Source organism: Vibrio wakamikoensis (assembly GCF_050337275.1).
Lineage (GTDB): Bacteria > Pseudomonadota > Gammaproteobacteria > Enterobacterales > Vibrionaceae > Vibrio > Vibrio chaetopteri.
In genome coordinates, this window is the sequence record NZ_JAKJST010000013.1 from 195,117 (window position 1) to 220,793 (window position 25,677).

General features: G+C 46.7%; 23 protein-coding genes. 13 read left to right on the forward strand and 10 right to left on the reverse strand.

Translation table 11 applies throughout. From position 1 onward, the window contains the following. The first annotated feature begins 4 nt into the window (after window positions 1-4). From gcl to L4C42_RS04005, 4 genes are all read left to right on the forward strand, one after another. Complete coding sequence (gene gcl / locus L4C42_RS03990; RefSeq protein WP_353496353.1) at window positions 5-1,789, forward strand: glyoxylate carboligase; 1,785 nt, start codon at window positions 5-7, stop codon at window positions 1,787-1,789. Between the two features lie 35 nt (window positions 1,790-1,824). Next, a complete protein-coding gene (gene hyi / locus L4C42_RS03995) occupies window positions 1,825-2,604 on the forward strand; it encodes a hydroxypyruvate isomerase (protein ID WP_353496352.1) in 780 nt (259 codons plus the stop codon). 22 nt (window positions 2,605-2,626) lie between these two features. Then, on the forward strand, window positions 2,627-3,520 hold the full coding sequence (locus L4C42_RS04000; RefSeq protein WP_353496351.1) for a 2-hydroxy-3-oxopropionate reductase: 894 nt from the start codon (window positions 2,627-2,629) through the stop codon (window positions 3,518-3,520). A 266-nt stretch (window positions 3,521-3,786) separates the two neighbouring features. After that, the gene (locus L4C42_RS04005; RefSeq protein WP_353496350.1) at window positions 3,787-4,398 is read left to right on the forward strand and encodes a TetR/AcrR family transcriptional regulator; all 612 of its coding nucleotides are present in this window, start codon (window positions 3,787-3,789) and stop codon (window positions 4,396-4,398) included. Between the two features lie 145 nt (window positions 4,399-4,543). On the opposite strand, the gene L4C42_RS04010 is transcribed toward L4C42_RS04005, so the two are convergent. Both L4C42_RS04010 and uraH read right to left on the reverse strand, forming a co-directional pair. Further along, on the reverse strand, window positions 4,544-5,887 hold the full coding sequence (locus tag L4C42_RS04010) for an NCS2 family permease (RefSeq protein ID WP_353496349.1): 1,344 nt from the start codon (window positions 5,885-5,887) through the stop codon (window positions 4,544-4,546). Between the two features lie 233 nt (window positions 5,888-6,120). Then, complete coding sequence (uraH, locus tag L4C42_RS04015) at window positions 6,121-6,474, reverse strand: hydroxyisourate hydrolase (RefSeq protein WP_353496348.1); 354 nt, start codon at window positions 6,472-6,474, stop codon at window positions 6,121-6,123. Between the two features lie 357 nt (window positions 6,475-6,831). Between uraH and puuE the strand changes: the two genes are divergently transcribed. From puuE to L4C42_RS04040, 5 genes are all read left to right on the forward strand, one after another. Next, window positions 6,832-7,749: an allantoinase PuuE gene (gene puuE / locus L4C42_RS04020; RefSeq protein WP_353496347.1), complete on the forward strand. Its 918-nt coding sequence runs from the start codon at window positions 6,832-6,834 to the stop codon at window positions 7,747-7,749. A gap of 23 nt (window positions 7,750-7,772) precedes the next feature. Next, a complete protein-coding gene (gene uraD, locus L4C42_RS04025; protein WP_353496346.1) occupies window positions 7,773-8,288 on the forward strand; it encodes a 2-oxo-4-hydroxy-4-carboxy-5-ureidoimidazoline decarboxylase in 516 nt (171 codons plus the stop codon). Between the two features lie 67 nt (window positions 8,289-8,355). After that, window positions 8,356-9,342, forward strand: coding sequence for an allantoicase (gene alc / locus L4C42_RS04030; protein WP_418642156.1), 987 nt, complete (start codon window positions 8,356-8,358; stop codon window positions 9,340-9,342). Between the two features lie 20 nt (window positions 9,343-9,362). Then, entirely contained in the window at window positions 9,363-9,932 is a 570-nt protein-coding gene (locus tag L4C42_RS04035; RefSeq protein ID WP_429759407.1) for an ureidoglycolate lyase, read from the forward strand. A 21-nt stretch (window positions 9,933-9,953) separates the two neighbouring features. Further along, complete coding sequence (locus L4C42_RS04040; RefSeq protein WP_353496344.1) at window positions 9,954-11,222, forward strand: urate hydroxylase PuuD; 1,269 nt, start codon at window positions 9,954-9,956, stop codon at window positions 11,220-11,222. 64 nt (window positions 11,223-11,286) lie between these two features. Here L4C42_RS04040 and L4C42_RS04045 read toward each other — a convergent pair whose 3' ends face one another. Then, on the reverse strand, window positions 11,287-12,225 hold the full coding sequence (locus L4C42_RS04045) for a 2-dehydropantoate 2-reductase (RefSeq protein WP_429759409.1): 939 nt from the start codon (window positions 12,223-12,225) through the stop codon (window positions 11,287-11,289). Window positions 12,226-12,326: 101 nt separating this feature from the next. Here L4C42_RS04045 and L4C42_RS04050 point away from each other — a divergent pair, with 101 nt between their 5' ends. Next, a complete protein-coding gene (locus L4C42_RS04050; protein ID WP_353496342.1) occupies window positions 12,327-12,797 on the forward strand; it encodes a DMT family transporter in 471 nt (156 codons plus the stop codon). A 13-nt stretch (window positions 12,798-12,810) separates the two neighbouring features. Here the strand turns inward: L4C42_RS04050 and L4C42_RS04055 are convergent, their stop codons facing one another. The 7 genes from L4C42_RS04055 to L4C42_RS04085 all read right to left on the reverse strand — a co-directional run bounded on the left by L4C42_RS04055 (window position 12,811) and on the right by L4C42_RS04085 (window position 21,217). Beyond that, complete coding sequence (locus tag L4C42_RS04055) at window positions 12,811-13,173, reverse strand: YgiW/YdeI family stress tolerance OB fold protein (protein WP_353496341.1); 363 nt, start codon at window positions 13,171-13,173, stop codon at window positions 12,811-12,813. A gap of 546 nt (window positions 13,174-13,719) precedes the next feature. Further along, complete coding sequence (guaD, locus tag L4C42_RS04060) at window positions 13,720-15,054, reverse strand: guanine deaminase (protein WP_418642158.1); 1,335 nt, start codon at window positions 15,052-15,054, stop codon at window positions 13,720-13,722. Between the two features lie 64 nt (window positions 15,055-15,118). Continuing rightward, window positions 15,119-15,961, reverse strand: coding sequence for a xanthine dehydrogenase accessory protein XdhC (xdhC, locus tag L4C42_RS04065; protein ID WP_353496340.1), 843 nt, complete (start codon window positions 15,959-15,961; stop codon window positions 15,119-15,121). A gap of 12 nt (window positions 15,962-15,973) precedes the next feature. After that, a complete protein-coding gene (gene xdhB, locus L4C42_RS04070; protein WP_353496339.1) occupies window positions 15,974-18,364 on the reverse strand; it encodes a xanthine dehydrogenase molybdopterin binding subunit in 2,391 nt (796 codons plus the stop codon). Continuing rightward, entirely contained in the window at window positions 18,357-19,745 is a 1,389-nt protein-coding gene (gene xdhA / locus L4C42_RS04075) for a xanthine dehydrogenase small subunit (protein ID WP_418642276.1), read from the reverse strand. The genes xdhB and xdhA overlap by 8 nt, the downstream gene beginning before the upstream one ends. A gap of 355 nt (window positions 19,746-20,100) precedes the next feature. After that, a complete protein-coding gene (locus L4C42_RS04080) occupies window positions 20,101-20,838 on the reverse strand; it encodes a GntR family transcriptional regulator (protein ID WP_418642159.1) in 738 nt (245 codons plus the stop codon). A gap of 190 nt (window positions 20,839-21,028) precedes the next feature. Further along, window positions 21,029-21,217, reverse strand: coding sequence for a hypothetical protein (locus L4C42_RS04085; protein WP_418642160.1), 189 nt, complete (start codon window positions 21,215-21,217; stop codon window positions 21,029-21,031). A 562-nt stretch (window positions 21,218-21,779) separates the two neighbouring features. Here L4C42_RS04085 and L4C42_RS04090 point away from each other — a divergent pair. The 3 genes from L4C42_RS04090 (at window position 21,780) to L4C42_RS04100 (ending at window position 25,592) form a co-directional block, all read left to right on the forward strand. Further along, window positions 21,780-23,012 (forward strand): DUF819 family protein, encoded by a 1,233-nt coding sequence (locus tag L4C42_RS04090; protein ID WP_429759414.1) that lies wholly within the window; start codon window positions 21,780-21,782, stop codon window positions 23,010-23,012. A gap of 170 nt (window positions 23,013-23,182) precedes the next feature. Further along, window positions 23,183-24,298, forward strand: coding sequence for a phosphoserine transaminase (locus tag L4C42_RS04095; RefSeq protein ID WP_353496334.1), 1,116 nt, complete (start codon window positions 23,183-23,185; stop codon window positions 24,296-24,298). Window positions 24,299-24,422: 124 nt separating this feature from the next. Further along, window positions 24,423-25,592, forward strand: coding sequence for a phosphoglycerate dehydrogenase (locus L4C42_RS04100; RefSeq protein WP_429759416.1), 1,170 nt, complete (start codon window positions 24,423-24,425; stop codon window positions 25,590-25,592). Window positions 25,593-25,677 lie beyond the last annotated feature (85 nt).

Sequence of the window (25,677 nt, forward strand, 5' to 3'; positions counted from 1 at the left end):
TGGAATGGCAAGAATGAAAGCAATAGAAGCAGCAGTAGCAGTACTAAAAAAAGAAGGGGTGCACGTTGCCTTTGGTGTACCAGGCGCTGCTATTAATCCTATGTATGCAGCGATGAAAGCGCTGGGTGGTATAGAGCATGTATTGGCACGTCACGTAGAGGGTGCCTCGCATATGGCAGAAGGGTTTACGCGCACTGACCAAGATAATATCGGTGTGTGTATTGGAACATCGGGTCCTGCTGGTACGGATATGATTACTGGCCTTTATTCCGCGTCAGCGGACTCGATCCCAATTTTATGTATCACGGGTCAAGCCCCAAGAGCACGTCTGCATAAGGAAGACTTTCAGGCCGTTGATATCGAATCCATCGCTAAGCCTGTGACTAAGTGGGCGACAACAGTACTTGAACCTGCTCAGGTGCCACGCGCATTTCAAAAAGCCTTTCACATCATGCGTTCGGGTCGCCCAGGTCCAGTTCTCATTGACCTACCTCTCGATGTTCAGTTGGCAGAAATTGAATTTGATATTGATAGCTATGAACCTCTAGCAGCGTTTAAACCTTCCGCTAGTCGTGAACAAGTCGAGAAAGCGCTGGACATGTTAGCCGCATCGGACAAACCGGTGATTGTCTCAGGCGGTGGGGTTATTAACTCGGGAGCCTCTGAGCTGTTGAAACAGTTTGCCGAGCTAACAGGGGTGCCTGTGATCCCAACTCTTATGGGGTGGGGTTCTATTCCTGATGATCATGAACTCATGGCAGGCATGGTTGGGCTACAAACGGCACATCGCTACGGTAATGAAACGCTGCTTGATTCCGATTTTGTATTTGGTGTCGGAAATCGCTTTGCCAATCGACACACTGGCTCGTTAGACGTCTATACCCAAGGTCGAAAATTCGTTCATATCGATATTGAACCCACGCAGATTGGCCGCGTGTTCTGTCCAGATCTCGGTATCGTTTCTGATGCCAAAGCGGCGCTTGAGCTGATGGTCGATGTCGCTAAAGAGCGAGCGGCAAAAGGCATACTCCCAGACAGATCAGCTTGGGTTGGACAGTGCCAACACCGTAAAGCCACCATGCTTCGCAAAACGCATTTCATCGACACACCGATTAAACCGATGCGCGTGTATGAAGAGATGAATCAGGCATTTGGTGCAGATACTTGCTATGTCAGCACGATTGGTTTGTCTCAGATTGCTGCGGCGCAGTTTCTTCATGTTTATAAGCCAAGACACTGGATTAACTGCGGACAAGCAGGGCCGCTAGGTTGGACGATTCCTGCGGCTCTTGGTGTAAAAGTGGCGGATCCGCAGCGCGATGTTGTCGCGATTTCCGGCGACTATGATTTCCAATTCATGATTGAGGAGTTGGCTGTAGGGGCGCAGTTTAATCTGCCGTACATCCATGTTGTGGTTAACAACTCTTACCTTGGGTTGATACGCCAAGCACAACGTCAGTTTGATATCGATTATTGCGTGCAACTGGCGTTTGAAAACCAAAACTCACCAGAGCTGGAAGGCTACGGTGTCGATCACGTGAAAGTAGTTGAGGGGCTTGGCTGTAAAGCGATTCGAGTTACCGATCCTGCAAAAATTCAGGACGCCTTTACAGAAGCTCGTTCATTAATGGCTGCGCATCAAGTACCGGTTGTCGTCGAAGTGATTTTAGAGCGCGTGACTAACATTTCCATGGGAACAGAGATCAACGCAATCAATGAGTTCGAGCCATTGGCCGATTCTGACGATGATGCACCGACCTCGATGGCATCAATTAAGTCATCACAGTAGCCGTTGTCCACAATGCGTTTATCAAGGAGAGAGCAATGCTAAAATTTGCTGCCAACTTATCTATGTTGTTTACCGAGTACGACTTTCTAGAACGTTTTGATCAAGCGGCACAAGCCGGTTTTCGCGGGGTTGAATATCTATTTCCGTATGATTTTGATGTCGAGATCATTAAGACGAAGCTAGAAGAAAACAAACTACAACAGGTCTTATTCAACTTACCTGCTGGTGAGTGGGATGCCGGCGACCGAGGTATCGCGGTTGACCCGAATCGAATCGAAGAGTTTCAACTCGGTGTCGCGAAAGCGATTGAGTACGCGAAAGTATTAGGGAACACACAAGTGAACTGTCTTGCCGGCATTGTGCCCCAAGGTGTGACGCAACAAGACGCGCACACGACCTTCATTATCAACCTTCGCTATGCCGCTCAGCAGCTAGAGGCAGCGGGCATCACCTTAGTTATTGAAGCAATCAACACCCGAGACATTCCCGGTTTCTTCTTGAACACAACACAGCAAGCTCAGTCAGTTATTGCTGAAGTTGGGAGTAACAATGTGTTTGTTCAATACGATATCTACCACATGCAAATCATGGAGGGCGATCTATCACCAACGATTGCAAACAATCTCTCTAGGATAGCGCATATCCAGTTAGCGGATAACCCAGGTCGACATGAGCCTGGTACCGGCGAAATCAACTATGACTTCTTGTTGCCACACATTGATGAGCTTGGCTACCAAGGATGGATCGGTTGCGAATACAAACCGAAAGCGGGCACTCACCAAGGACTATCGTGGTTAAACGCTTTTCAGCAATAGAGAACATTAAGGAGAATATTCTATGAAAGTTGCATTTATCGGAACAGGAATAATGGGACTGCCAATGGCAAAGAACTTGCAAAATGCAGGCTATGAGTTGGTGCTTTCCGATCATTTTACGCCGCCTCCAGCAGAGCTAGTCGCACGCGGTGCTACTGTGTGTCACTCACCGAAAGAGGCAACGCAACTTGCGGACATTACGATACTCATGTTGCCGAATACGCCGCAAGTTGAAGACGTTCTATTTGACACAGATGGTGTAGAAGCGGGCTTGGCGGGCAGTACAGACAAGCTGGTCATTGACATGAGTTCTATCTCACCTATAGCGACGCAATCTTTTGCAAAACGTATTAAGGAGAGTGGCGCTCAATACCTAGATGCACCAGTATCCGGCGGAGAAGTGGGCGCTGTGAATGCGACACTTAGCATCATGGTTGGTGGTGAACAGCAGGCTTTTGACGCGGCTAGGCCTCTATTTGAGGTCATGGGCAAAAACATCACACTGGTGGGTGATAGCGGTGCAGGACAAACCTGCAAAGTGGCAAACCAAATCATTGTGGCACTGAACATCGAGGCGGTATCTGAAGCGTTAGTGTTTGCCTCGAAAGCCGGTGCTGATCCAGCTCGGGTACGCCAAGCTTTATTAGGTGGTTTTGCCAGCTCAAAAATTCTTGAAGTTCACGGCGAAAGAATGATTGAAGGCAGCTTTAATCCGGGCTTTAAAATTGCGCTGCACCAAAAAGACCTCAACCTTGCGCTTAGCGGTGCTAAAGAACTTGGGGTTGCATTGCCGAATACTGAAACGGCTCAAGCCCTCTTTGATGAGTGTGCTGACCAAGGTGGTGAGAACTGGGATCATTCAGCGCTCATTAAAGCGCTTGAAATGCGCTCAGGCCACTCAATTCGTAACGACTGAGTAAATTAATTACAGGTTACCTATCTAAAACGTTTCCGTCTTAATCGCGTAGTTTTGTCTCCTTTTATACGCGTTCCCGAAGTTATTCCACTGCGTTGAGGTTTACGGCTTCAAACTTCAACAATCAGACGCAGTTGGTATTGGCTTCGGGATTTTTTATGTCTTGCGCTCGCTCGGAGTTACGTATCTCAAGCTTTGTACTTAGTATTTAAATTCATTAAGATAGGTTAAATACCAAGTATAAAATAACGATCGTAAGGACAAGCATGTCGCGCATTAGACGGAAGAATCAAGATTTGATCATTGAAGTGGCCAGTGAGCAGTTTGCTACTCACGGGTATGCGGCGACAAAAATGGTCGACATCGCCAAGGCGGCGGATATTCCCAAACCTAATGTGTTCTATTACTTCAGCTCTAAAGATAAACTCTATTATGCGGTGCTAGAAACCGTTACCCAGCCCCTTCTTGAAGCATCATTACCTATCGAGCAACTCGATGATCCGGTTGAAGCGCTCACCCAATACATTCGCACCAAGCTGATGATTTCCAGAGACCACCCGCACGCGTCCCGTGTATTTGCCAGTGAAGTGATGTCGGGTGCTAAGGTGTTGCCAGAAAGTATTCGCTCGAAGCTGTTTCAGCAGTCACAACTTATATTAGAGAAGTTCGCCAATTGGGCTGAGCAGGGGCTAATGGATGACGTACCGCCCCATCACCTCATGTTTGCTATTTGGTCGTCCACTCAAACGTATGCGGACTTTAGCTGGCAGATATGCAGCGTACTCGATAAGCCAGCGCTAACCGACAGTGATTTTGACGAGGCGGCGACGTTTCTAACTAAGATGGTGATTCAAGGGTGCGGAGTGAAAAGCCGTTAGTTCGTGGCTTTGGTATACAGAATTACACCAATTCGCGATGAACCATAGAAAAGCGGCAAACGAATTTACGTTTGCCGCTTTTTGCTTTTCTGTTTATCTCATTCTGGAAATGAGAGTGTGGAAACGTGTTTTTGGAAGCGATAGCTTAGCCAATAAAGACCAGTTTCGCGATGAACACGGCGCTCAGGATATACATTGAGATCGAGACATCTTTGGTTTTACCAGTGGCGACTTTTAGCACTGTGTAGGTGATAAAGCCAAGCGCGATACCATTGGCTATTGAGAAGGTCAGCGGCATCATGAGTGCGGTAATAGCAGCAGGTGCACCGTTAGTAAAGTCTTTCCAATCAACATGCTGCATACTGCTCATCATGACAAAGGCCACGTAAATAAGAGCGCCAGCGGTCGCGTAAGCGGGGATCATACCTGCAAGAGGCGATAGGAAAATAGCCGCAAGGAATAGTACAGCAACGACAATGGCAGAGAGACCGGTTCTCGCCCCCGCAGCGACACCTGCAGCACTTTCAACATAACTGGTTACCGGTGGACAACCTACGCAAGCGCCGGCGACACTAGAAATACTGTCCGCTTTGAGTGCTTTGCTTAAGCCTTCGATTTTACCGGTTTCTTTGTTAACGAGATTTGCACGCTCAGCCACGCCCATCAGCGTACCCGCAGTATCGAACATGTTGACGAATAGGAACGCCAGAATAACGCTCACCATAGAGACATTAAGCGCACCGGTAATATCCATAGCAAGGAAGGTTGGTGCAATGCTTGGAGGCGCTGAGAAAAAGCCATTGTATTGAACTATTCCCATCATCATGCCGATCATAGTGACACTTAGAATGCCGATAAGGACGGCGCCGAAAATGCGGCGTTCACTCAGCACGGCAATGATCAGAAACGCCACAGCTGCTAGCAGCGCGTCTGGTTTAGTAAAATCACCTAAAGAGACCAGTGTTGCTGGGTTTTCGACGACGATACCTGCAGTTTTAAGACCAATTAGCCCCAAGAATAGACCGACGCCCGCGGTCATTGCGTAACGAAGACTTTCTGGGATACTCTCAATAATCCATTGTCGTATCTTGTAGAAACTCATCCCAACAAACAACACACCCGAGATAAATACCGCACCTAGCGCCACTTCCCAGCTATAACCCATTTCACTTACGACGGTAAATGAGAAAAACGCATTGAGACCCATGCCTGGTGCTAATCCCACAGGCCAGTTGGCAAACAAGCCCATCAGTAAACAGCCTATTGCTGCGCCTATACAGGTCGCGACAAATACCGCCCCTTGATCCATGCCTGATGCGGCCATGATACTTGGGTTTACAAAGATGATGTAGGCCATGGTGGCAAAGGTGGTAACGCCACCTAAGAGTTCGTTTTTAACACTTGAACCGTGTTGTTTGATCTTAAAATAGCGCTCTAAGAGGCCGTTTTGGGATGCTTCATTGAGCACTTCTGCTTTGGTTTCATTCATTTGAGTAAGTCCTTTTCGCATTACCCTGAAGGTTGAGTGGGTAAAATTACTATTGCTTATCCTTAAATTGAAAACAGCAGTACCCCTGACTCCGCATAGACACAATAAGCGTAAGCAAAGAGCCATGCCTCGAGAGAGGTGGTTCATTTCAATTTGTTGGTTGTGCGCATTGTATTGATGCGCCGCTCATACAAAGCTGTGTTGACAACTTTTAAGAGACGAGTGACACCGAGTTAGCTGCCTCGGTAGGTCGAAAAACTGTAAGGGGAAACCAACAAAGGCACGTGATAGTGGGCGTCTTCATCATTGAGTCCAAATCGGATCACTACATCATCCAAGAATGGAATGTCATCGAGCTGAATGCCTTTAGTTTGGTAGTAGGAAGCGACATGGAACACGAGCTGATACTTTCCAGAGACAAAGGCTTCACCCTCCAAAATTGGCGAGTCAGTTCGCCCATCGGAGTTGGTGTAAACACGCTTGATGAACTGAAGAGTGTCGCCTTGTACACGAAACAATTCTACTTGGATCTCGGCGCCTGGAACGCCGTTGGTCGTATCCAATACATGTGTTGTCAGTCTTCCCATATCACTCTCGTACTTTCGTACGCTCCTTTAATTGATCGTTCCATCTTGTATACAACGAGCTCGTACCAAGACCTTTACTGATATTAATATGTACACAATTAAGTCGATTAGTAAAGTTTTGAGTTACAAAAATGTTGATCTATTCCTCTGCTTTGTGATGGTGCAGGGTGCACTAGATCTGAGCGTTTAACAGAGGTATTTAACTTAAATTATTGATTTTATAAGGGTTAATCTAACAATTTAACTCAACAAACAAAATCTTTACATTAAGATAAATTATTGTATACAATTAAGTTAACGAAATGAGTAATTGAACATGCAGTTGCAAGTTCACCGAGATGGTAAAGGAGTCAGTGGATGAATAAGGACTATTCGCGCAACCTCATCGGCTATGGAGCCAACCCTCCACACCCCAAGTGGCCGAACAATGCTCGAATCGCCGTATCCTTTGTATTGAACTACGAAGAGGGTGGAGAGCGCTGCATTTTGCACGGTGACGATGAATCGGAAGCATTTCTCTCTGAGATCCCAGCGGCAACACCGATAAAAGGTGAACGTCACATCAGCATGGAGTCTATCTACGAATACGGTAGCCGCGCAGGTGTTTGGCGTGTGCTTCGATTGTTTGAACAATACGATATCCCTCTCACGATTTTTGCTGTTGCCATGGCCGTTGAGCGCTATCCCGAGGTGGCAAAGGCGATGAAGGAGGCTGGGCACGAGATTTGCAGCCACGGTTATCGCTGGATTGACTATCAGTATATGGATGAATCCGAAGAGCGTGATCACATGGCAAAAGCGATTTCGATTATTAGAGAAGTCACGGGTGAGCGCCCTGTGGGTTGGTACACCGGACGTACCGGTCCTAATACTCGCCGGATAGTCGCTGAAGAAGGTGGCTTCTTGTATGACTCAGATGCTTACGATGATGACCTTCCGTATTGGCATACAGAGACAGGCCGACCTCAGCTGGTGATTCCTTATACACTAGATGTGAACGATATGCGTTTTGCCACGACGCAAGGTTTTAACTCTGGTGAGCAGTTCTATCAGTATCTCAAGGATACGTTTGACACCTTATACGAAGAGGGCGAACACGCACCGAAAATGATGTCGGTTGGATTACATTGTCGTTTGATTGGTCGCCCAGGAAGAATTGCGTCTCTTCGACGCTTTTTAGACTATGTCAGTCAGCATGAAGACGTATGGCTATGCCGTAGGGTCGATATAGCGAAACACTGGCATCAGCATCACCCGTACAACCCGAATCCATAAGAACAATCACAAGGAGCAAAGTGATGACGCAATTTAAAAGCTGTAAGCCAACGGAAATGGTTCGAGATGAGTTTGTCTCATGCTTTGCGGATATTTATGAACATAGTTCTTGGGTCGCTGAGTCTGTGTTTGATTCAGGACTTGATCCAGATGACGACCATATCGAAAGCCTGCATTTAAAGATGTCGATGGCGCTATTAAATGCAGCCGAGTCTAAACAGCTCGATTTGATTAATGCTCACCCCGACTTAGCTGGGCGAGCCGCCATAAATGGCGAATTAACCGCGGCCTCGACGGCTGAACAAGCTGGTGCCGGAATTGACCAGTGTTCAGAGGAAGAGTTTGCCAAATTTACCACCTACAACAACAGCTACAAAAGTCGCTTCAACTTTCCCTTCATTATGGCAGTCAAGGGAGCCAATCGTTACCAAATTCTTGAGTCGTTCGAGAAGCGATTAGGCAATGATAGTGAAACTGAGTTTGTTACGGCGCTTAACGAAATCAACAAGATAGCGTTATTTCGCTTAAGAGATATGTAAGTCAGGGAAACGGCAGCTATCTCTCTCATTTTATTATTTATTGAATAATTGAACTGGATGACAACAAATGTCTTTGAAAATTGAACAATACATTAATTTAGCAGACGACAAACTGGGCGCTGAAGCGCTCTACGCCACGGATGACTTTTTCGCAGACAAGAGCCGATTGCTCAGTCGATTAGATCCGCAATGGAAAGAAGGCGTCTATGATGACAACGGTAAATGGATGGATGGCTGGGAGAGCCGTCGTAAACGTGGTGAAGGGTACGACTACTGTATCGTTAAACTCGGTTTAGCCGGCACCATTGCTGGCATCGATATTGATACCTCTTTTTTCACGGGTAACTATCCGCCATCAGCGTCAATCGATGCTATTTACAGTCCAGAAGCCGATCCGACAAACTCGCAAGAGTGGGAAGAGATTTTACCGTCTCAGAGCTTGTCTGGTGATAAGCACCATATTAGCGAGATAGCGAGTGAAAAAGTCTACACCCACGTAAGACTGAATATCTATCCTGATGGCGGTGTAGCACGCCTACGTGTGTATGGCACACCGAGTGTCGATTGGGATGCCATCGATGAACTGCAACAAATCGATCTTGCCAGCGTAGAACATGGTGGCAGAGCATTAGCATGCAGCGACGAGCACTATGGCAACAAGTCGAACATCTTAGGTCCAGGTCGCGGTGAAAATATGGGTGATGGTTGGGAGACCGCACGCCGAAGAACGCCGGGCAATGACTGGGTCATCGTAGCATTAGGGCATGCCGGTAATGTCGGACGCGTGGTGGTGGATACCGCCCACTTTAAAGGTAACTACCCAGATAGCTGCTCTATTCAAGCCGCTTACGTGAAAGGTGGCACCGACGATCAAGTCGCGACACAAAGTTTGTTTTGGAAGGAGCTTCTGCCATCTCAAAAGCTAGATGCGCACTCTATTCATGAGTTTGTGTCAGAGGTAAATGAGATAGGCCCTATCACCCATGTACGACTGAACATTTTCCCTGATGGCGGTGTTAGTCGCTTGCGCCTCTTTGGCACCAAGGCGGACTAAACTTAGTAGAGGGATTTTATATGAGTAATGGTATACGTCGAATCAAAATAGAGCTTCTGGACAAGCGTACATTTGCCGAGTTTGGGGATGTGATAGAGGTGGACAATAGCGACTACTTTATGATCAATAACGGGTCAACACGTCGCTATCATAAGCTTGCTGAGGCTGATGTGGCAGATCAGGGTGGCAGAGCCATCATTAGTATCTTTCAAGCGACGCCTTTGCAGTATCCACTGACGATTGAAATGCTGGAAAGGCATCCTTTGGGGTCGCAAGCATTCATACCATTACTTGGACAACCGTATCTTATCGTCGTCGCGCCAAAGGGAGATACCCCGTCGTTAGCGAACTGCCGTGCTTTTCTCAGCAACGGTAAGCAAGGGGTGAATTACCATAAAGGCGTTTGGCATCATCCAGTATTGGCTCTTACAGACCAAGACCAGTTTTTAATAGTCGATAGAGCTGGGGATGGAAACAATTGCGATGAAGTGTTTTTCAATGAAGGGCTCATTCAAATAAGCCTTGATGATCTCCCTAGCTTCGCCGATAAGATGCAACGAGATAAGGATGAGCAGCGAGTCTCTGTCTAAGCTGCTGACGAGGAGTGTGTTATGGATCCGCACGTAACAGAATGGCTGAACCTGATTATTCGTTGGGTTCACATGATAGTAGGTATCGCATGGATTGGTGCGTCGTTCTACTTTGTATGGTTAGAGAATAATTTGAATCGCAGCAATCCACGTGATGGCCTATCGGGCGATCTCTGGGCGATTCACGGTGGTGGTATTTACCATCTTGAAAAGTACAAACTCGCGCCCCCAAAGATGCCAGAAAACTTACACTGGTTTAAATGGGAAGCGTATTTCACTTGGATCACCGGTGTGCTGCTTTTGGGTGTGGTGTACTACTTAAACGCAGAAATCTACCTAGTCGCACCAGGCTCAGGTATCGATTCGACCAGCGCAATTATGATTGGTGTGGCCTCTTTGGTTGCAGGGTGGGTCATTTACAACCTTTTGTGTAACTCCCCTCTAGGTAAAACGCCAATCGTCTTAGGCATTGTATTGTTTGTTGGCCTGGTGGCAGCTGCGTATGGACTTAGTCAGGTATTCAGTGGTCGCGGTGCTTATATTCACGTCGGTGCGATTATCGGTACTATCATGGTCGGTAACGTTTTCTTCGTTATTATGCCGGCTCAGCGTAATTTGGTAAAAGCGATTGAAAACAACCAAGAGCCTGACCCAGCATTGCCGGCGAAAGGATTACTGCGCTCTAGACACAATAACTACCTAACGCTGCCTGTGCTGTTCATTATGATCAGTAATCACTTCCCGAGCACCTACGGTCACGAGTACAACTGGGCGATTCTAGCGGGCTTGTCAGTGTTTAGTATTTTGGTTAGACACTATTTCAATACGCGCCACGGTAGCCAAAAATTTGCATGGACGATTCCGGCAGCGGCACTAGGTATGATCACGCTTGCTTTTGTCAGCTCACCTTACGCAAATAAGTCGTCAGCACCAGTGGCAAAAGCTCCGACAACGCAAAGCACAACTGAACAAACCGGGGATAGTAACGATCAGTTAGCGCAAGCTTCACAGCATGCAGCAGATGGCGCCATTCCTTTTTCACAGATCAACCAAGTGATTCAAGAGCGCTGCTCAGTCTGTCACTCGGCAACGCCAACACACGCCGCATTCCAAACTGCACCGGGCGGCGTGATACTCGATACGCCAGAGGAGATCAAAGTGAATGTGCCACGTATTGTCGCTCAAACGGTCACGACCAAAGTTATGCCATTGGGTAATCTGACTCAAATGACCGATGAAGAACGTACTCTCATTGGAGAATGGGTTGAGCAGGGGGCTCAGTTGCAATAAAAGTTAATACCAATTAAAAAGCCGCTCAATGATAGAGCGGCTTTTTTACGTTATCAAACGAGCGCTATTGAACTGTGGAGACGATACGCTTGTTAATAAAGCACAACTGTTCATAAAGCGCCGTTGTCTTTGGCATCGAGACGCCACCTTTTGCTCCAAGTTCAATCGCATTCTTGTACATATACTGCAGCTCAAGTTCTCGGCCATTGCGCCTGTCTAGCAGCATACTAGTTAAATACGGCTTCATCTTGGTGGTATTGCCCAGCATGGTATCGATGAGTGAGGTTGGGATTTCAGTATCGGTGGTTTGTGCGGCTTGCTGTACTTCCATCATGATGTCTTTTGATAGGTTGACCAGTTCTTGGCAGTCCATTATTTGTGCGGTGTCACTATCTAGCACAGTTGACAGGCCATTAAATGGTACGTTCCAGAGAAGCTTCTTCCAGCGTGCATCCATGATCTTTGGGTCTATATCCACTTCCACACTGCAACCGGTTAGGTCTTTAGCGAATGATTCCAGTGGTGCGATTCCATCTTCGCCGTATACGCCGATGGTTATGCGGCCATAATCTATGTGGTCAATGTGCCCAGGTGCGACTTTATTTGAACAGATAAAACACAAGCCACCACCGACGTATGGGAGGTTAAACGCTTCTGCTACTTCTTGTTCCGCTCCAATACCATTTTGCAGCAACATGACCAAGGTGTCTGGTTTTAATAAAGGACGAATGAGGGCTTCGAGCAGGTGATTTTGGGTGGTTTTTAGTGCGACGAGAATAACATCGGCTTTAGGCATATCTGCAGACTTTTCGTAAGCATTGATATCGTTGGCAGTGATGGAGTAGTCACCGTAGTGAGAGTCGACTTTTAGTCCGTTATTAATCACATGTTGGTAGTCGCTATTAAAAAGGAAATGAACATCGTGACCGCCATGATGGAGTCGTGCACCGTAATAACCACCTATCGCACCTGTCCCAATCACTGCGAATACCTTTTTACTCATCCTATGTCCCTATTTTTGAATTGTGCTCGTATTACTGTACAGGAAAATAATTGGGAATGAAGTGCTACGCTTGAAAGAGTGTAGTGATAAGGAAATGAACAGTGGCCAATTTTACTGGTGTGATTCTTGTTTTGCTCAGCGTCGTGGTAGGAACGACGTTGGCCTCACAAGCTGGTGTTAATGCGCAGCTTCGTACTGGATTAGGGTCACCGCTTCAAGCAGCGTTTATCTCATTCGTTATTGGGACATTAGTACTGGGTACGCTGGTTATGTTGGAAGGGAAGCCTTGGTTTCCAAATGGAACCCTAAAAACCTTGCCATGGTGGGCTTGGTTAGGAGGGTTTTTAGGGGCGTTTAACATAGCGATGTCAATCTACTTAGCGCCCAAACTAGGCGCGTTGGCATTGGCGATAGCGATTGTTTGCGGTCAAGTGACGGCGTCACTTTTGTACGATCAGTATGGACTTCTGGGTTACCCCAAAATAGAACTATCGCCCCAGCGGATTGGTGGGGCGATATTGATAGTGCTTGGGGTAATATTGGTTGCTTATCACCCCAGCAAAGGCAGTTGAACTTCTCTAATGATTAACCCGCGATAGCAACACGTTTTACGTCAATTTTAGTGTCTTCAAATGCGTCTTTGTCTACACGACCAGAAATAATCACTTTGTCGTTTGGTGTTACATCCACACCACGCCAGTCATCGTTGTCGATTTCAATCACGATGGTGTTTTGACCGTCGGTGAATTGATACTCTTCATCACCAATAGATTGGGTAATATTGCCCGTAATTTGAACTGGTGTGTCGTCTTTTGCTTCTAGCGCTTGAGCAACCGTCGTTTGTGCACCAAGAGCAGGACCGTTAAAACCGCCTTGAGCAGGCATAGATTTAGCTGCTGCGAAACCAGACGTTAGGATAAGTGCTGTAGCGATGATAACTTTTTTCATGATAACCTCGATTTAGACATCTTTGTTTAGTTGACGATGTCAGTATGCGCCTGTCTAGATTAACTAACCTTGAAACGAATATTCAGAATTCGTTCATATTCGAAAAAAGTTTAAAAAAGTTTAAAAAAGTTTGTTTTTCGGGGTAAAACCTCGTCATTCCTGCGCAGGCAGGAATCTTGTTGAGGCTTGGTGCGCGCTTAAAAAAGACCTCTGCCTACGCAGGGGTGACGACAATTGGGGTTACGATGAACTCACCAATCCCGTCATTCCTGCGCAGGCAGGAATCTTGTTGAGGCCTGGTGTGCGCTTAAAAAGACCCCTGCCTACGCAGGGGTGACGACAATTGGGTTTACGATGAACTCACCAATCACGTCATTCCTGCGTAGGCAGGAATCTTGTTGAGGTTTGGTGCGCGCTTAAAAAAGAGCCCTGCCTGCGCAGGCAGGAATCTACTCGAGACTTGGTGGGCGCTTAAAGAAGCCCCTTGCCTGTGTAGGCAAGGAGGGAATGGAGGGAGACTATTTGTTGTAGTGCAGTTGTCTGCGCTTAGCTTACTAATCGCTTGTCACGTTCACCTTTGGCATCATAGGCAAGGTCGCCATAGATATACGTCTCACAAACGGTTCGATCATCACCAAGGCTCATTAATACGAATAGCTTCTCTTCAAGCGTCGTTGCTTGGTTCATTCTGAAGCGCATTAGCTGTGTAGCATGCAAATCGAGAACGACGAAATCTGCTTCTTTACCTACCTCTAAGTTACCGATGTTGTCCTCGAGGTGCAGGGCTTTCGCGCCACCGAGTGTTGCGAGATACAAAGATTTAATAGGGTGAAGTTTTTCCTGTTGCAACTGCATAATCTTATACGCTTCACTCATGGTTTGTAATATAGAGAAACTTGTTCCTGCGCCTACGTCGGTTCCCATGCCGACTCTGATCCCTTTGTCTTCCATTTTATTGAGCTTGAATAAGCCGGAACCGAGAAATAGGTTGGATGTTGGGCAAAATGCAATAGCGGACTCAGTATCCGCGAGTCGTTGACACTCACAGTCAGACAAATGGATACCATGAGCAAAAACAGAGCGTTTATGAAGTAGACCGTAGTGATCATAAACATCTAAGTAGCTGTCTCGCTCTGGGAACAAGTCGAGAACCCACTCGATCTCTTTTTTGTTTTCAGAGAGGTGCGTATGCATGTAAACATCTGGGTATTCCTCGAGAAGTTTACCAACCATTGCGAGTTGCTCTGGTGTACTGGTTGGGGCGAATCTCGGCGTGACAGCGTAGTGAAGCCTACCTCGATTATGCCATTTCTCAATGAGCTCTTTAGAGGCTTGATAGCCTGACTCTGGTGTGTCGGTCAAGTAGTCAGGAGCGTTCCGATCCATCAATACTTTGCCACAAATCATACGAAGGTTACGTCTCTCTGCCTCACCAAAAAACACGTCGACGGATTCTTTGTGCACGGTGCCAAAGACGAGCGCTGTGGTCGTACCGTTACTGGCGAGTTCGTCTAAGAAAAGTTTGGCGACTTTAAGCGCGTAAATAGGGTTCTTAAAACGACGTTCCTCTGGGAAGGTGTAGTTTTCCAGCCAATCTAAAAGCTGTTCCCCATAAGAGGCGATCATTCCGGTTTGTGGGTAGTGGATATGAGTATCAATAAAGCCGGAGGTGATGAGCTTATCTTTATAAGCTCTAATCTTCATTGGCTTTGTGTGTCTAGCCAATATGTCGGTTGCGCTGCCGATGTCGACGATGTGACCGTTTTCTACGACGATCATGCCGTCTTCAAAAAATTGGTATGAGTTTTCCAGCCCCACATCCTTGGGGTCAGCAATGCTATGTAAAATGCTGGCACGGTAGGCCTTGCGTTGTGTTGTCATGACACTTCCTTTCTCCGCCTGAAATTTCTGGGCAGTATTATTATTTTAATCCTTTCGCGGCTTTTTAGCCTGCTTGGTATAGTTCTTGGCGTGATTGCTCTTGGCGAGTGTGCGCTGGGCGCTTTTGCTCTATCGCGTTACCTTGATAGTGAGAGATCAGCTCACCAGCAACCGAGACTGCAATTTCTGCTGGGTGCTTGCCAGTGACTGCTCCGATACCGATCGGGCAGGTCATGGTGTTGATCTCATCTTGATCAAAGCCACGTTGTGCCAAACGGAAGTCAAACTTTTTACGCTTGGTCAGTGATCCAATCATTCCAAAATAAGTGCTGTCACCGCGCTTGATAATCGCTTTAGCTAGGTCAAAATCGAGTTGATGATTGTGAGTCATCACTAGGTAATAACTGTTTGGTGGCATCTGAGCGATTTCGCCCACCGGATCGTCGGTAACGAGCCTGTTGACGCCTTGCGGCAAGTTTTCTGGAAATTCCGCCTCACGCTCATCAATCCACGTTACTCTAAAGGGCAGGGTAGCGACAATATGAACCAGTGCTTTTGCCACATGACCTGCACCAAAAAGTACCAAATGCTTTTGCGAAGTGCCAATGGGTTCAAAGCTGAGTGTTGCCATACCACCGCAGCATTGACCTAACCGAGCACCCAAATTAAACCTTTCTACTTTGAGGCTTTGCTCTCCAGAAAGAAGCATTTCTCGTGCCATTTTAGAGGCGACATGCTCTAAATGACCGCCACCAATGGTCGCGATGATGTTATCGCGAGTTACTAGCATTTTTGTACCCGCATCTCGCGGCACGGAGCCGCGATCTTCAAGTACCGTCACCATGACACAAGGTTCGTGTTGTTCTTCTAGCCTAGCAAGCTCATGAATCCAGTTATCCTTAAACATAGTGACCTCCTGTTAATTGGTTTCCGTGAAGGATGCCGTGCTAACGCTTTGTCCTTGTGTCACGGCCTGTACCGCCATTAACACACGCTCCGGTGTTGCTGGTGTATCCAGTTTAGGAATCGCACCATCAACGGCGACATATGAGATGGCGTCTTTTAGTGCGCTCCATACCGACATGCCTAGCATGAAAGGCGGTTCACCCACCGCTTTGGAGTTGAACACTGTGTCTTCAGGGTTACTTCGGTTTTCGAGCAGATGCGTTCTAAAATCAATAGGCATGTCAGCAATGGCTGGGATCTTGTAACTTGCTGGGCCATTGGTCATCAATCGTCCTTGCTCGTTCCAGACGAGCTCTTCAGTTGTTAACCACCCCACACCTTGAACAAATCCACCTTCAACCTGACCAATATCGATCGCAGGGTTCAGTGATGCGCCTACATCATGCAAGATATCCACGCGCAAGATTTTGTACTCGCCAGTGAGGGTGTCGATGATGACTTCTGAACACGACGCGCCGTAAGCGTAGTAATAGAATGGGCGGCCACGTGCTTTCTCATGGTCATAGTAAATTTTAGGCGTGCGATAAAAACCTGTGCTCGATAGTGAGATTTGGTTCATCCACGCTAGTTTTGCAAAGTCGGCAAATGTCATGATCTGCTCACGAATTTGTACCATGCCATTTTTAAACAGCACTTCTTCAGGGGTGACTTTAAAGTGAGAAGAAGCAAACTCAATCAGACGCTGTTTAATGGTTATTGCGGCGTTTTGTGCGGCTTTACCGTTGAGATCGGCGCCCGATGAGGCCGCCGTGGGCGAGGTGTTCGGCACCTTGTCGGTGTTGGTAGCGGTGATTTGGATACGGTCAACATCTACTTGAAACTCCTCTGCAACGATTTGCGCCACTTTGATATTCAGACCTTGACCCATCTCAGTACCACCGTGGTTTAGGTGAATACTGCCATCAGTATAGATATGAATAAGTGCGCCGGCTTGGTTTAGGAAGGTGGCGGTAAACGAGATACCAAATTTGACGGGCGTGATCGACAATCCCTTTTTCAAAATTGGGCTGTTTTTGTTGAACTCAGCGATCTCTTTTCGTCTTGCGTGGTAATCACTGCTTTGCTCTAACTGCTCAGTGATTTCAGGAAGGAAGTTATCTTCTACGGTTTGATAATAGTGAGTAACGTTTCGACCTTCTTCGCCGTAGTAGTTGGCTTTACGGACTTCTAACGGGTCTTTGTTTAGGTAGCGTGCGATCTCATCCATGATGTGTTCAATGGTCATCATCCCCTGAGGACCACCAAAACCACGGTAAGCGGTGTTCGACGCCGTATTGGTTTTGCAGCGGTGTCCGGTAACGGTCGCATCACCTAAGTAATAAGCATTGTCAGAGTGGAACATGGCACGGTCGACAATCGAGCTCGAAAGATCTGGCGAGTAGCCACAGTTACCCGCGACAACAATATCGGCACCTTGAATCACGCCATTATCATCAAACCCAATCTTATATTGGTTGTAGAATGGGTGACGTTTACCGGTCATGGTCATATCTTCATTACGAAGCAGTCGCATCTTGGTTGGTCGACCTGTCAAATGCGCGATAACTGCCGCCATACAAGCAGGCGCAGCCGCTTGCGTTTCCTTACCACCAAAACCGCCACCCATGCGGCGCATATCGATAACGACTTTGTGCATCGCAACCCCAAGTACCTCAGAGACCAGCTTTTGCACCTCTGTCGGGTTTTGCGTAGAGGTATAGACAATCATGCCGCCGTCTTCGGTTGGCATAACGCTGCTAACTTGTGTTTCGAGGTAGAAGTGTTCTTGACCGCCAATTTCGATGTCACCCTCGATGACGTGCTTAGCGTTGGCAAGTGCTTTGACTGAGTCACCGCGCTTTTGCTGGTGGCTTTCTGTCACGAAATGCTTTTTCGCGAGTGCTTCTTTGACATCCAGAATGGCAGGCAGCGGTTCGTATTCAACGATGGCTGCGTGCGCTGCTTTTCTGGCAGTTTCTAGATCGCTCGCCGCCACTGCGATGACGGGTTGACCGTAGTACTCGACGATGCCATCGGCAAGCAGAGGATCACCTGGAAGGATAGCGCCAATATCAAGCTGTCCTGGCACGTCTTTGGATGTAATCGCAATAGCAACACCAGCGAAGTCATAACAAGGAGAGACGTCTATCTTAGTGATTTTTGCGTGTGCTTGCGTACTCAGTAGCGCGTAGACATGAAGCTGGTTAGGGAACTCAAGTCTGTCATCGATATAGACAGCGTCACCCGTCACTTGTTTTGGTGCGCTGTCGTGCTTAACGCTTTTACCAACACCTGTTTTAAGATCTTGTTTGACGATAGCAACCATCTCTTCGTGAGTCAGCTGCTGATGATTCACATTAGACATAAGATGTTACCCTCGTTTCAATCAGGTTGTTGGTGTTGTTTGTTTCGATGTAATAGCGCTTGAGCATATTGGCGGCAGTGAGGCTTCGGTAAGTTTGGCTTGCGCGAAAATCCGAAAGGGGTTCAAAGTCATTACTAAGTGCTTCCATTGCCTTGCCAATGGTTTCTTCATTCCAAGGCTGTCCGACCAACGTCTGCTCACAAGATATTGCTCGTTTAGGTGTTGCAGCCATGCCGCCAAAGGCGATACGAGCACTCACGACATTGTTATCTTTCACTTCAATACTGAATGCACCGCAAACTGCAGAGATGTCGTCATCTAGACGTTTCGAGAGTTTATAAGCTCGGAATGTGCTTGATGATGGCTTAGGTATAATTATCTTTTCAATGAACTCGCTAGGTTGCTGCGCGGTGACTTTGTAGCTGATGAAGTAGTCCTCAATGGGCATGACGCGTGTTTCAGCACCGCAGCGTAATTGGATTTTTGCATCAAGAGCGATGAGCAGAGGAGGTGTGTCTCCGATAGGAGAAGCGTTAGCAATATTGCCACCTATGGTACCTTGATTTCTAACTTGCAAAGAGGCGAAGCGGTGCAAAAGTTCGCCGAAATCGGGGTAGTGCTTGTTTAGTAGTGTATAGGCATCGCTGATTGGCAGGTTTGCACCAATCTCTAGGCTGTCTTCTGTCTCTTGGCATACCTTCATCTCTTCCACTAGATTCACACTGATGAGCGTTTCTATCTCGCGGTGGAATTGGGTAACTTCGAGCGCCAAATCGGTACCACCGGCAACCAGTTTTGCTTGTGGATGAGCTTTATATAGTTTGGCAAGCTCTTCAGTGTTCTTTGGAGAAAACGCAGTAAGGTGCCCAAGTCTAAGACTTGCTTCCTCAGTTTGTATCTTTTCAAGTTTAGCGATGGTCGCTCGTTCAAGCTCTGAAAATTGGTCAATGATTTGTTGTTCCGAACACAGTGACAATGCAGAATCGACGATAGGTCGGTAACCCGTGCAGCGGCAGAGATTGCCAGCTAGAGACTCCATCACATCGGCCTTGTTTGCATTCGGCTTGTTCTTAGTAAGCGCGAACATCGACATGATGAATCCAGGCGTACAGTAGCCGCACTGAGAGCCGTGAAAGTCGACAATGGCTTGTTGAACTGGGTGAAGTGATTTATCACGGGCTTGCAGATCTTCTACCGTGATAAGTTGCTTGCCATGAAGAGCAGAAATGAACGTCAGGCAGGAGTTAACGCTGCGATACTCGAGTTTGCCGTCGACGAGCTCACCGAGAACCACGGTACATGCACCGCAATCACCAGAACCGCATCCTTCCTTGGTGCCTGTTTTATTCACATGATTGCGCAGATAGTTCAGCACCGTCATGTTTGGGGAAACATTTACTTCCTGTCTGATTTCTTGATTGAGTAAAAAGGTAATCAAGAGACCTCCTTGTACAGTATATTCTTGAAATTATTTTTCTGACCTTCGGGTCAATAATTGGCTAAATTGACCACGAGGTCAACTATTAATTTACAAGTTAGCAACATTTCTAATGGGTTGAGATCGAGGTCAAATTGGAGATTGGGGCTAGGTTGTTGGTTTGACGGGGGTTGCAGAGAGGCGAAGAACGGCGTGTTTGATACTATAAATCATCGATGCAAAGTACAGTTGAATTGTCGTTTCATCAAGATAAGAAGGGAATGTAAAAAGACCAGCATATTGAATGCTGGCCTCGGAATTAGCTCGCTTTGTTCTTCAAAACATCTGAGAACACGACATGCAGGTCATTGGAAGCGGTGCTGTCATCTAAGTTGAGCTTAGAGCGAATATGCTCAAGGTGCTCGCCCATTAGATCCAGCGCTTGTTGCTTATCACCAGTCTCGATCGCGTTGAGCAATTCACTATGTTCATCTTGAGAGCAATTAGAGTGGTTGCCAGTTTCATACATGGCGATTAGCAGAGAAGACTGCGATACGATGCTTCTTTGGAATGCCAATAGGGGAGCATTGTCTGCCATTTCTGCGAGTTTGATATGGAACTCACCGGAAAGTCTCAGCCCTTTACCGTAGTCATCTTGTGCAAAGGCTTGGTTTTCTTCTTCTACTAGCTTTCGACATTCATCTATTTGTAACTTGGTTGCATTCTCAACAGCCAGTTCAATGATTGCGTTTTCCAGTACTTCTCGAGCTTTGAATATTTGTTTCGCTTCCTCGACAGAAGGGGCTGAAACAGTCGCACCTCGGTTAGGCTTGATGTCGATAACCTTTTCGATGGATAGCCTTAATAAGGCACGGCGGATAATGGTTCTGCTAACGCCAAAGATCTCGGCTAATGCCTCTTCACTGAGTTTAGTGGCAGGTGGCAATCGCTGTTCGAGAATAGCATCGAAAATATGGCAATAGACCACGTCATCTTGTGTCTGTCCTGCGACTTTGGTTTTGACACCTTTATTGACTGAGTTTTTCAGGTTTCCCATTGGATTACAGCACTCTACAGTTTTCGTTCCTTGTTAAAACAATAATACTTCACTTTGTATACAAATAGCCACTATGACCAGGTTTTGTGAGACGACCTGCAATATTGGCAGCAAGGAGGGGATCAACAGATTTGATTGAGTGAGAAGGAGGGGAGATTTCCCTCCTTCTGTGAAACGAATAGAGTTTGCTTTAGATGCCGAAATCGTAGCCTTGGTAGATATCGGATAAGGTTTTGGGCTTTTTACTCCGTTTTGGCTGCGCTGGGTGATACTCAGTTTCTAATGCTTCAGCATGAGCTTGTGCGGATTTCATGAATTCAGGATTGGCCATCGCTTTTTTACGCAGCTCGTTGATGCGTTCTAGTTTTTCTTGCAACATAACTACACCTCATGAATTACTGTATGTAAAAACAGTATATGCGGTGGCTGTATAAAGATCCAGTATTCGAGGTTAATCATTGGAATTTTGTACTCAGTAGACCGCGAGAGGGGTAATTGCGAAGTATGATTGGGTTAAATTTGACTTAAAAGTTGCAAAACCTGGCTACGATATGTGATTTAGATCAAACAATTGTGATTGTGTGAGGGTACATAAATTGACCGCTTTAACAAAAATGATGCAGTGAGTTGCACTTGGTTGGTTATCTTTTTGCTACCGTTGATTTTGCGGGTTATCAAGGTGTTAAAAGTATAGGTATTTACGCTAACTGACTGAAAGAAAAGATTAATAGTTGGTTGAGATGTTTTTTTGAACAATGTTTTTCACAAATTACCATTATGAGTAAAGTATTGCCTATCGTAATGACTGGTTAATTATTCATGCTTATTGCGTAAAGATTGTTAAAGTTTGTGGCAGGCGAGCGTTATCGGTATAGTCTCGGCCAACTACGAAAATGTGTCTAATTGTTTCAAGAAGACATCAGTTAAGGAGATTTATCGACATGATCGCTAATGATGCTGTCATTATGGGTTTACTAGCCGTTATCCTAGGCGCTGTTTTTATTACTGAAAGCAGTAGCAACCCTCTATGGAAAAAATTCTATTCCGTCGTCCCTGGCCTGTTGCTGTGTTACTTTCTACCGTCATTGCTCAATACTACTGGTTTGATTGATGGCTCGGCGTCTAACTTGTACTTCGTTGCAAGTCGCTATCTTCTTCCTGGCGCACTAGTGCTGCTCATTGTCTCTGCTGATCTTAAGAAGATCTTTGGTCTTGGCTCTAAAGCCGTCATCATGTTCTTGACGGGTACGCTAGGTATTATCATCGGCGGCCCAGCCGCGATTGTTATTTTAGATTTCATCAACCCTGACCTTGTTTCTGGTGATGTGTGGCGCGGCCTTACTACCGTTGCAGGCTCATGGATTGGTGGTGGTGCTAACCAAGCGGCGATGAAAGAAGTGTTTGGTGTGGGTGACCAGTTGTTCTCTGCAATGATCACCGTTGACGTTATCTGTGCCAACATTTGGATGGCAATCCTGCTGATTATGGCAGGTCGTCAGAAGAAAATGGACGCGTGGCTAAAAGCAGACACCACATCCATTGATGAGCTTAAAGAGACAGTAGCGAAGTACGAAGAAGAGAACTCTCGTCCAATTACAACAACGGATATGATGAAAGTTGTTGCTATTGCGTTTGGTCTAACTGGTTTGGCGCATTTTGGCTCAGATCTTATTACTCCTTGGATTGCGACTAATGCGCCAGAGCTTGAGAAATACAGCTTAACATCTGGTTTTTTCTGGTTAATCGTACTGGTGACTACGTTCGCACTGATTGCTTCTACGTCCAAGTCAGCGCGTACTCTTGAGCATGCGGGTGCATCAAAAATCGGTTCTGCATTCATCTACATTCTCGTCGCGACTATTGGTATGCAAATGGATGTGACAGCGATTCTTGACAATCCAGGTTATTTCTTTATTGGTATCACTTGGCTGACGATTCACGCACTGCTAATGATTGGCGTTGCGAAGCTGATTAAAGCGCCGCTGTTCTTTATGGCAGTGGGTAGCCAAGCAAACGTTGGTGGTGCAGCATCTGCGCCTGTGGTAGCGGCTGCTTTCCACCCGTCACTTGCGCCTGTGGGTATTTTGATGGCTGTACTAGGCTATGCGCTCGGTACGTATGGTGCTTATATCTGCGGCATCATTATGCAAGCCGCTGTGGGTGTTGTCGGCTAGTCAGCTGCCACTCATCATTAAGTTGTAAAAGCAGCGCCTTTGGGTGCTGCTTTTTTTATGCGTTAAAATCATTGGTAGCATCGTGTTTTACCTTTTGTGGGCTTGCGTTTCGGCTATTTTTCAGACAAGGTGTTGAATAGTTATTCAATTAGTTACAGGCAGGAAGCCAAATGAAACCGCAAATTAAACCCGCTAATCCCAATTTCTCATCTGGGCCTTGCAGCAAGCGCCCTGGTTATCAGTTATCAAGTTTAGATACCGCCTCACTGGGTCGCAGTCACCGCTCATCATTAGGTAAAGCGGTGCTGGCTGAATCTATCGCAAAAACCAAAGCAATTTTAGGCATTCCTGATGACTACCGCGTTGGTATTGTTGCAGGCTCTGATACAGGTGCGATGGAAATGGTGATGTGGTCGATGCTAGGTGCACGTCCAGTCGATGTTTTCCACTGGGAATCATTTGGTTCTGGTTGGTTAACTGATATCACTAAGCAGCTGAAGTTAGATGATGTGAACAGCTATCTGGCCGATTACGGTGAGCTGCCAGATTTATCTTTGGCTAATCCAAGCCATGACGCTGTGTTTACTTGGAACGGTACTACGTCTGGCGTAAAAGTACCTAATGGTGATTGGATTAGTGAAGAGCGCGAAGGTTTAACGATTTGTGATGCAACCTCAGCGGTTTTTGCAATGCCAATGCCTTGGGAAAAACTCGATGTGGTGACCTACAGCTGGCAGAAAGTGCTAGGTGGGGAGGGCGGTCACGGCGTGATTGTGTTGAGTCCCAAAGCGGTAGAGCGCCTTGAGAGCTACACGCCTTCATGGCCTCTACCGAAGATCTTCCGTATGACGAAAGGCGGCAAGTTAATCGAAGGCATTTTCAAAGGTGCCACCATTAATACGCCTTCCATGCTGTGTGTGGTGGATTACATTGATGCGCTAGATTGGGTTGATGGAATTGGCGGTGTAGACGCGGCAATTGAGAAGTCTCAAGCCAACCTAACGGTACTGACCAATTTTGTTGAATCACGAGATTGGATTCAATTTTTAGCGAAACAGCCTGATCAGCGCTCTAACACAAGCGTGTGTTTGACACTAGATGCGACGGAAGAGCAGGTAAAAGCGCTGATTAAGCTGCTTGATGAAGAGCAAGTCGCTTATGACATTGGTGCGTATCGTGATGCGCCGGCCGGCTTAAGGATATGGGCGGGTGCCACGGTCGAGGCTGCGGATATTGAAGCATTGCTACCTTGGCTAGATTGGGCTTACGCAGAAGTCACTAAATAAAGAACAAAGCACCTGCTTATCAGGTGCTTTGTTGTCTCTGGCACAACAAAAAAACGCCAGTATTGGGACGAGTAAAGTGCACTGATGGGTAGAAAAGGATTTTCAACTTAAAGTGGAACCAATAATGAAACAAATAAAAACCTACAACGCGATTGCGAATAAAGGACTAGATAAATTTTCTCGTGATATTTACGAAGTCTCGAGCGAGTTTAGTACGCCTGACGCGATTCTTTTAAGAAGCCAAAAACTGCATGATGAACCGATTGCACCGAGTGTCAAAGCCATTGCGCGCTGCGGGGCGGGGGTGAACAACATTCCTATCCAGGCCTGCACCGAAAATGGCATTGTGGTGTTTAATACACCGGGTGCCAATGCGAATGCCGTTAAAGAATTAGTATTAACAGGTTTGTTGCTCTCTGCGCGTGATGTTTGTGGTGGTATGCAGTACTCCCAGTCTCTCACTGAACTTTCTGACGCGACGGCGATGGACAAGCTGTTAGAAAAAGAGAAAAAGCGCTTCTCTGGATCTGAGATCAAAGGTAAGACGCTGGGTGTTATTGGCTTGGGGGCAATAGGTGCTTCAGTAGCGAACACGGCGATTGATTTAGGCATGGAGGTCATTGGGTTTGACTCTGCGCTGAGTGTTGAGGCTGCGTGGCGCTTGTCGAGCCGTATTCAACGTGCTGAAAACTTGCAATCACTGATTAGTAAATGTGACTTTGTCACCGTACATGTTCCTGCGCTACCTGCCACTATCGGATTGATTAGCAGCGAGTTATTGGCTGCGGCCAAACCTGGCCTAGTGCTACTGAATTTTGCTCGTAAAGAAATCGTTGATACTGATGCGGTCGTTACCGCGCTTGAAAATGGTCAAGTTGGGCAGTATGTAACCGATTTTCCAACGCCATCTTTGATAGGGCGAGAGGGAGTCATTCTGATGCCGCATATCGGTGCGTCAACGGCAGAAGCGGAAGAAAACTGCGCTGTGATGGGGGCAATGCAGCTCATTGATTTTTTGGAGAACGGCAACATTACCAACTCAGTCAACTTTCCTCAGATTACCCTAGAGCGAGCCGAGGGCTACAGGATCACATTTGCCAACGACAACGTCCCTAAGGTGCTGGGTACGGTGCTCTCTCTATTGGCCGATCTTAATATTAACGTGTTGGATATGCTTAACAAGAGCCGTGACGAAGTGGCGTATACCATTTTGGATATCGAGAATCAGCCGACTGACGAGTTGTTATCGGCGATCAGTGGTGTCGAGCATGTGTTTAATGTGAGAGCACTATAGGTATTCGTTACCATAAGTAAATTTGACGCCCAGCGTTACATTGTTGTGACGCAGGGCGTTAATGAGAAGGGATTTAATTATATAA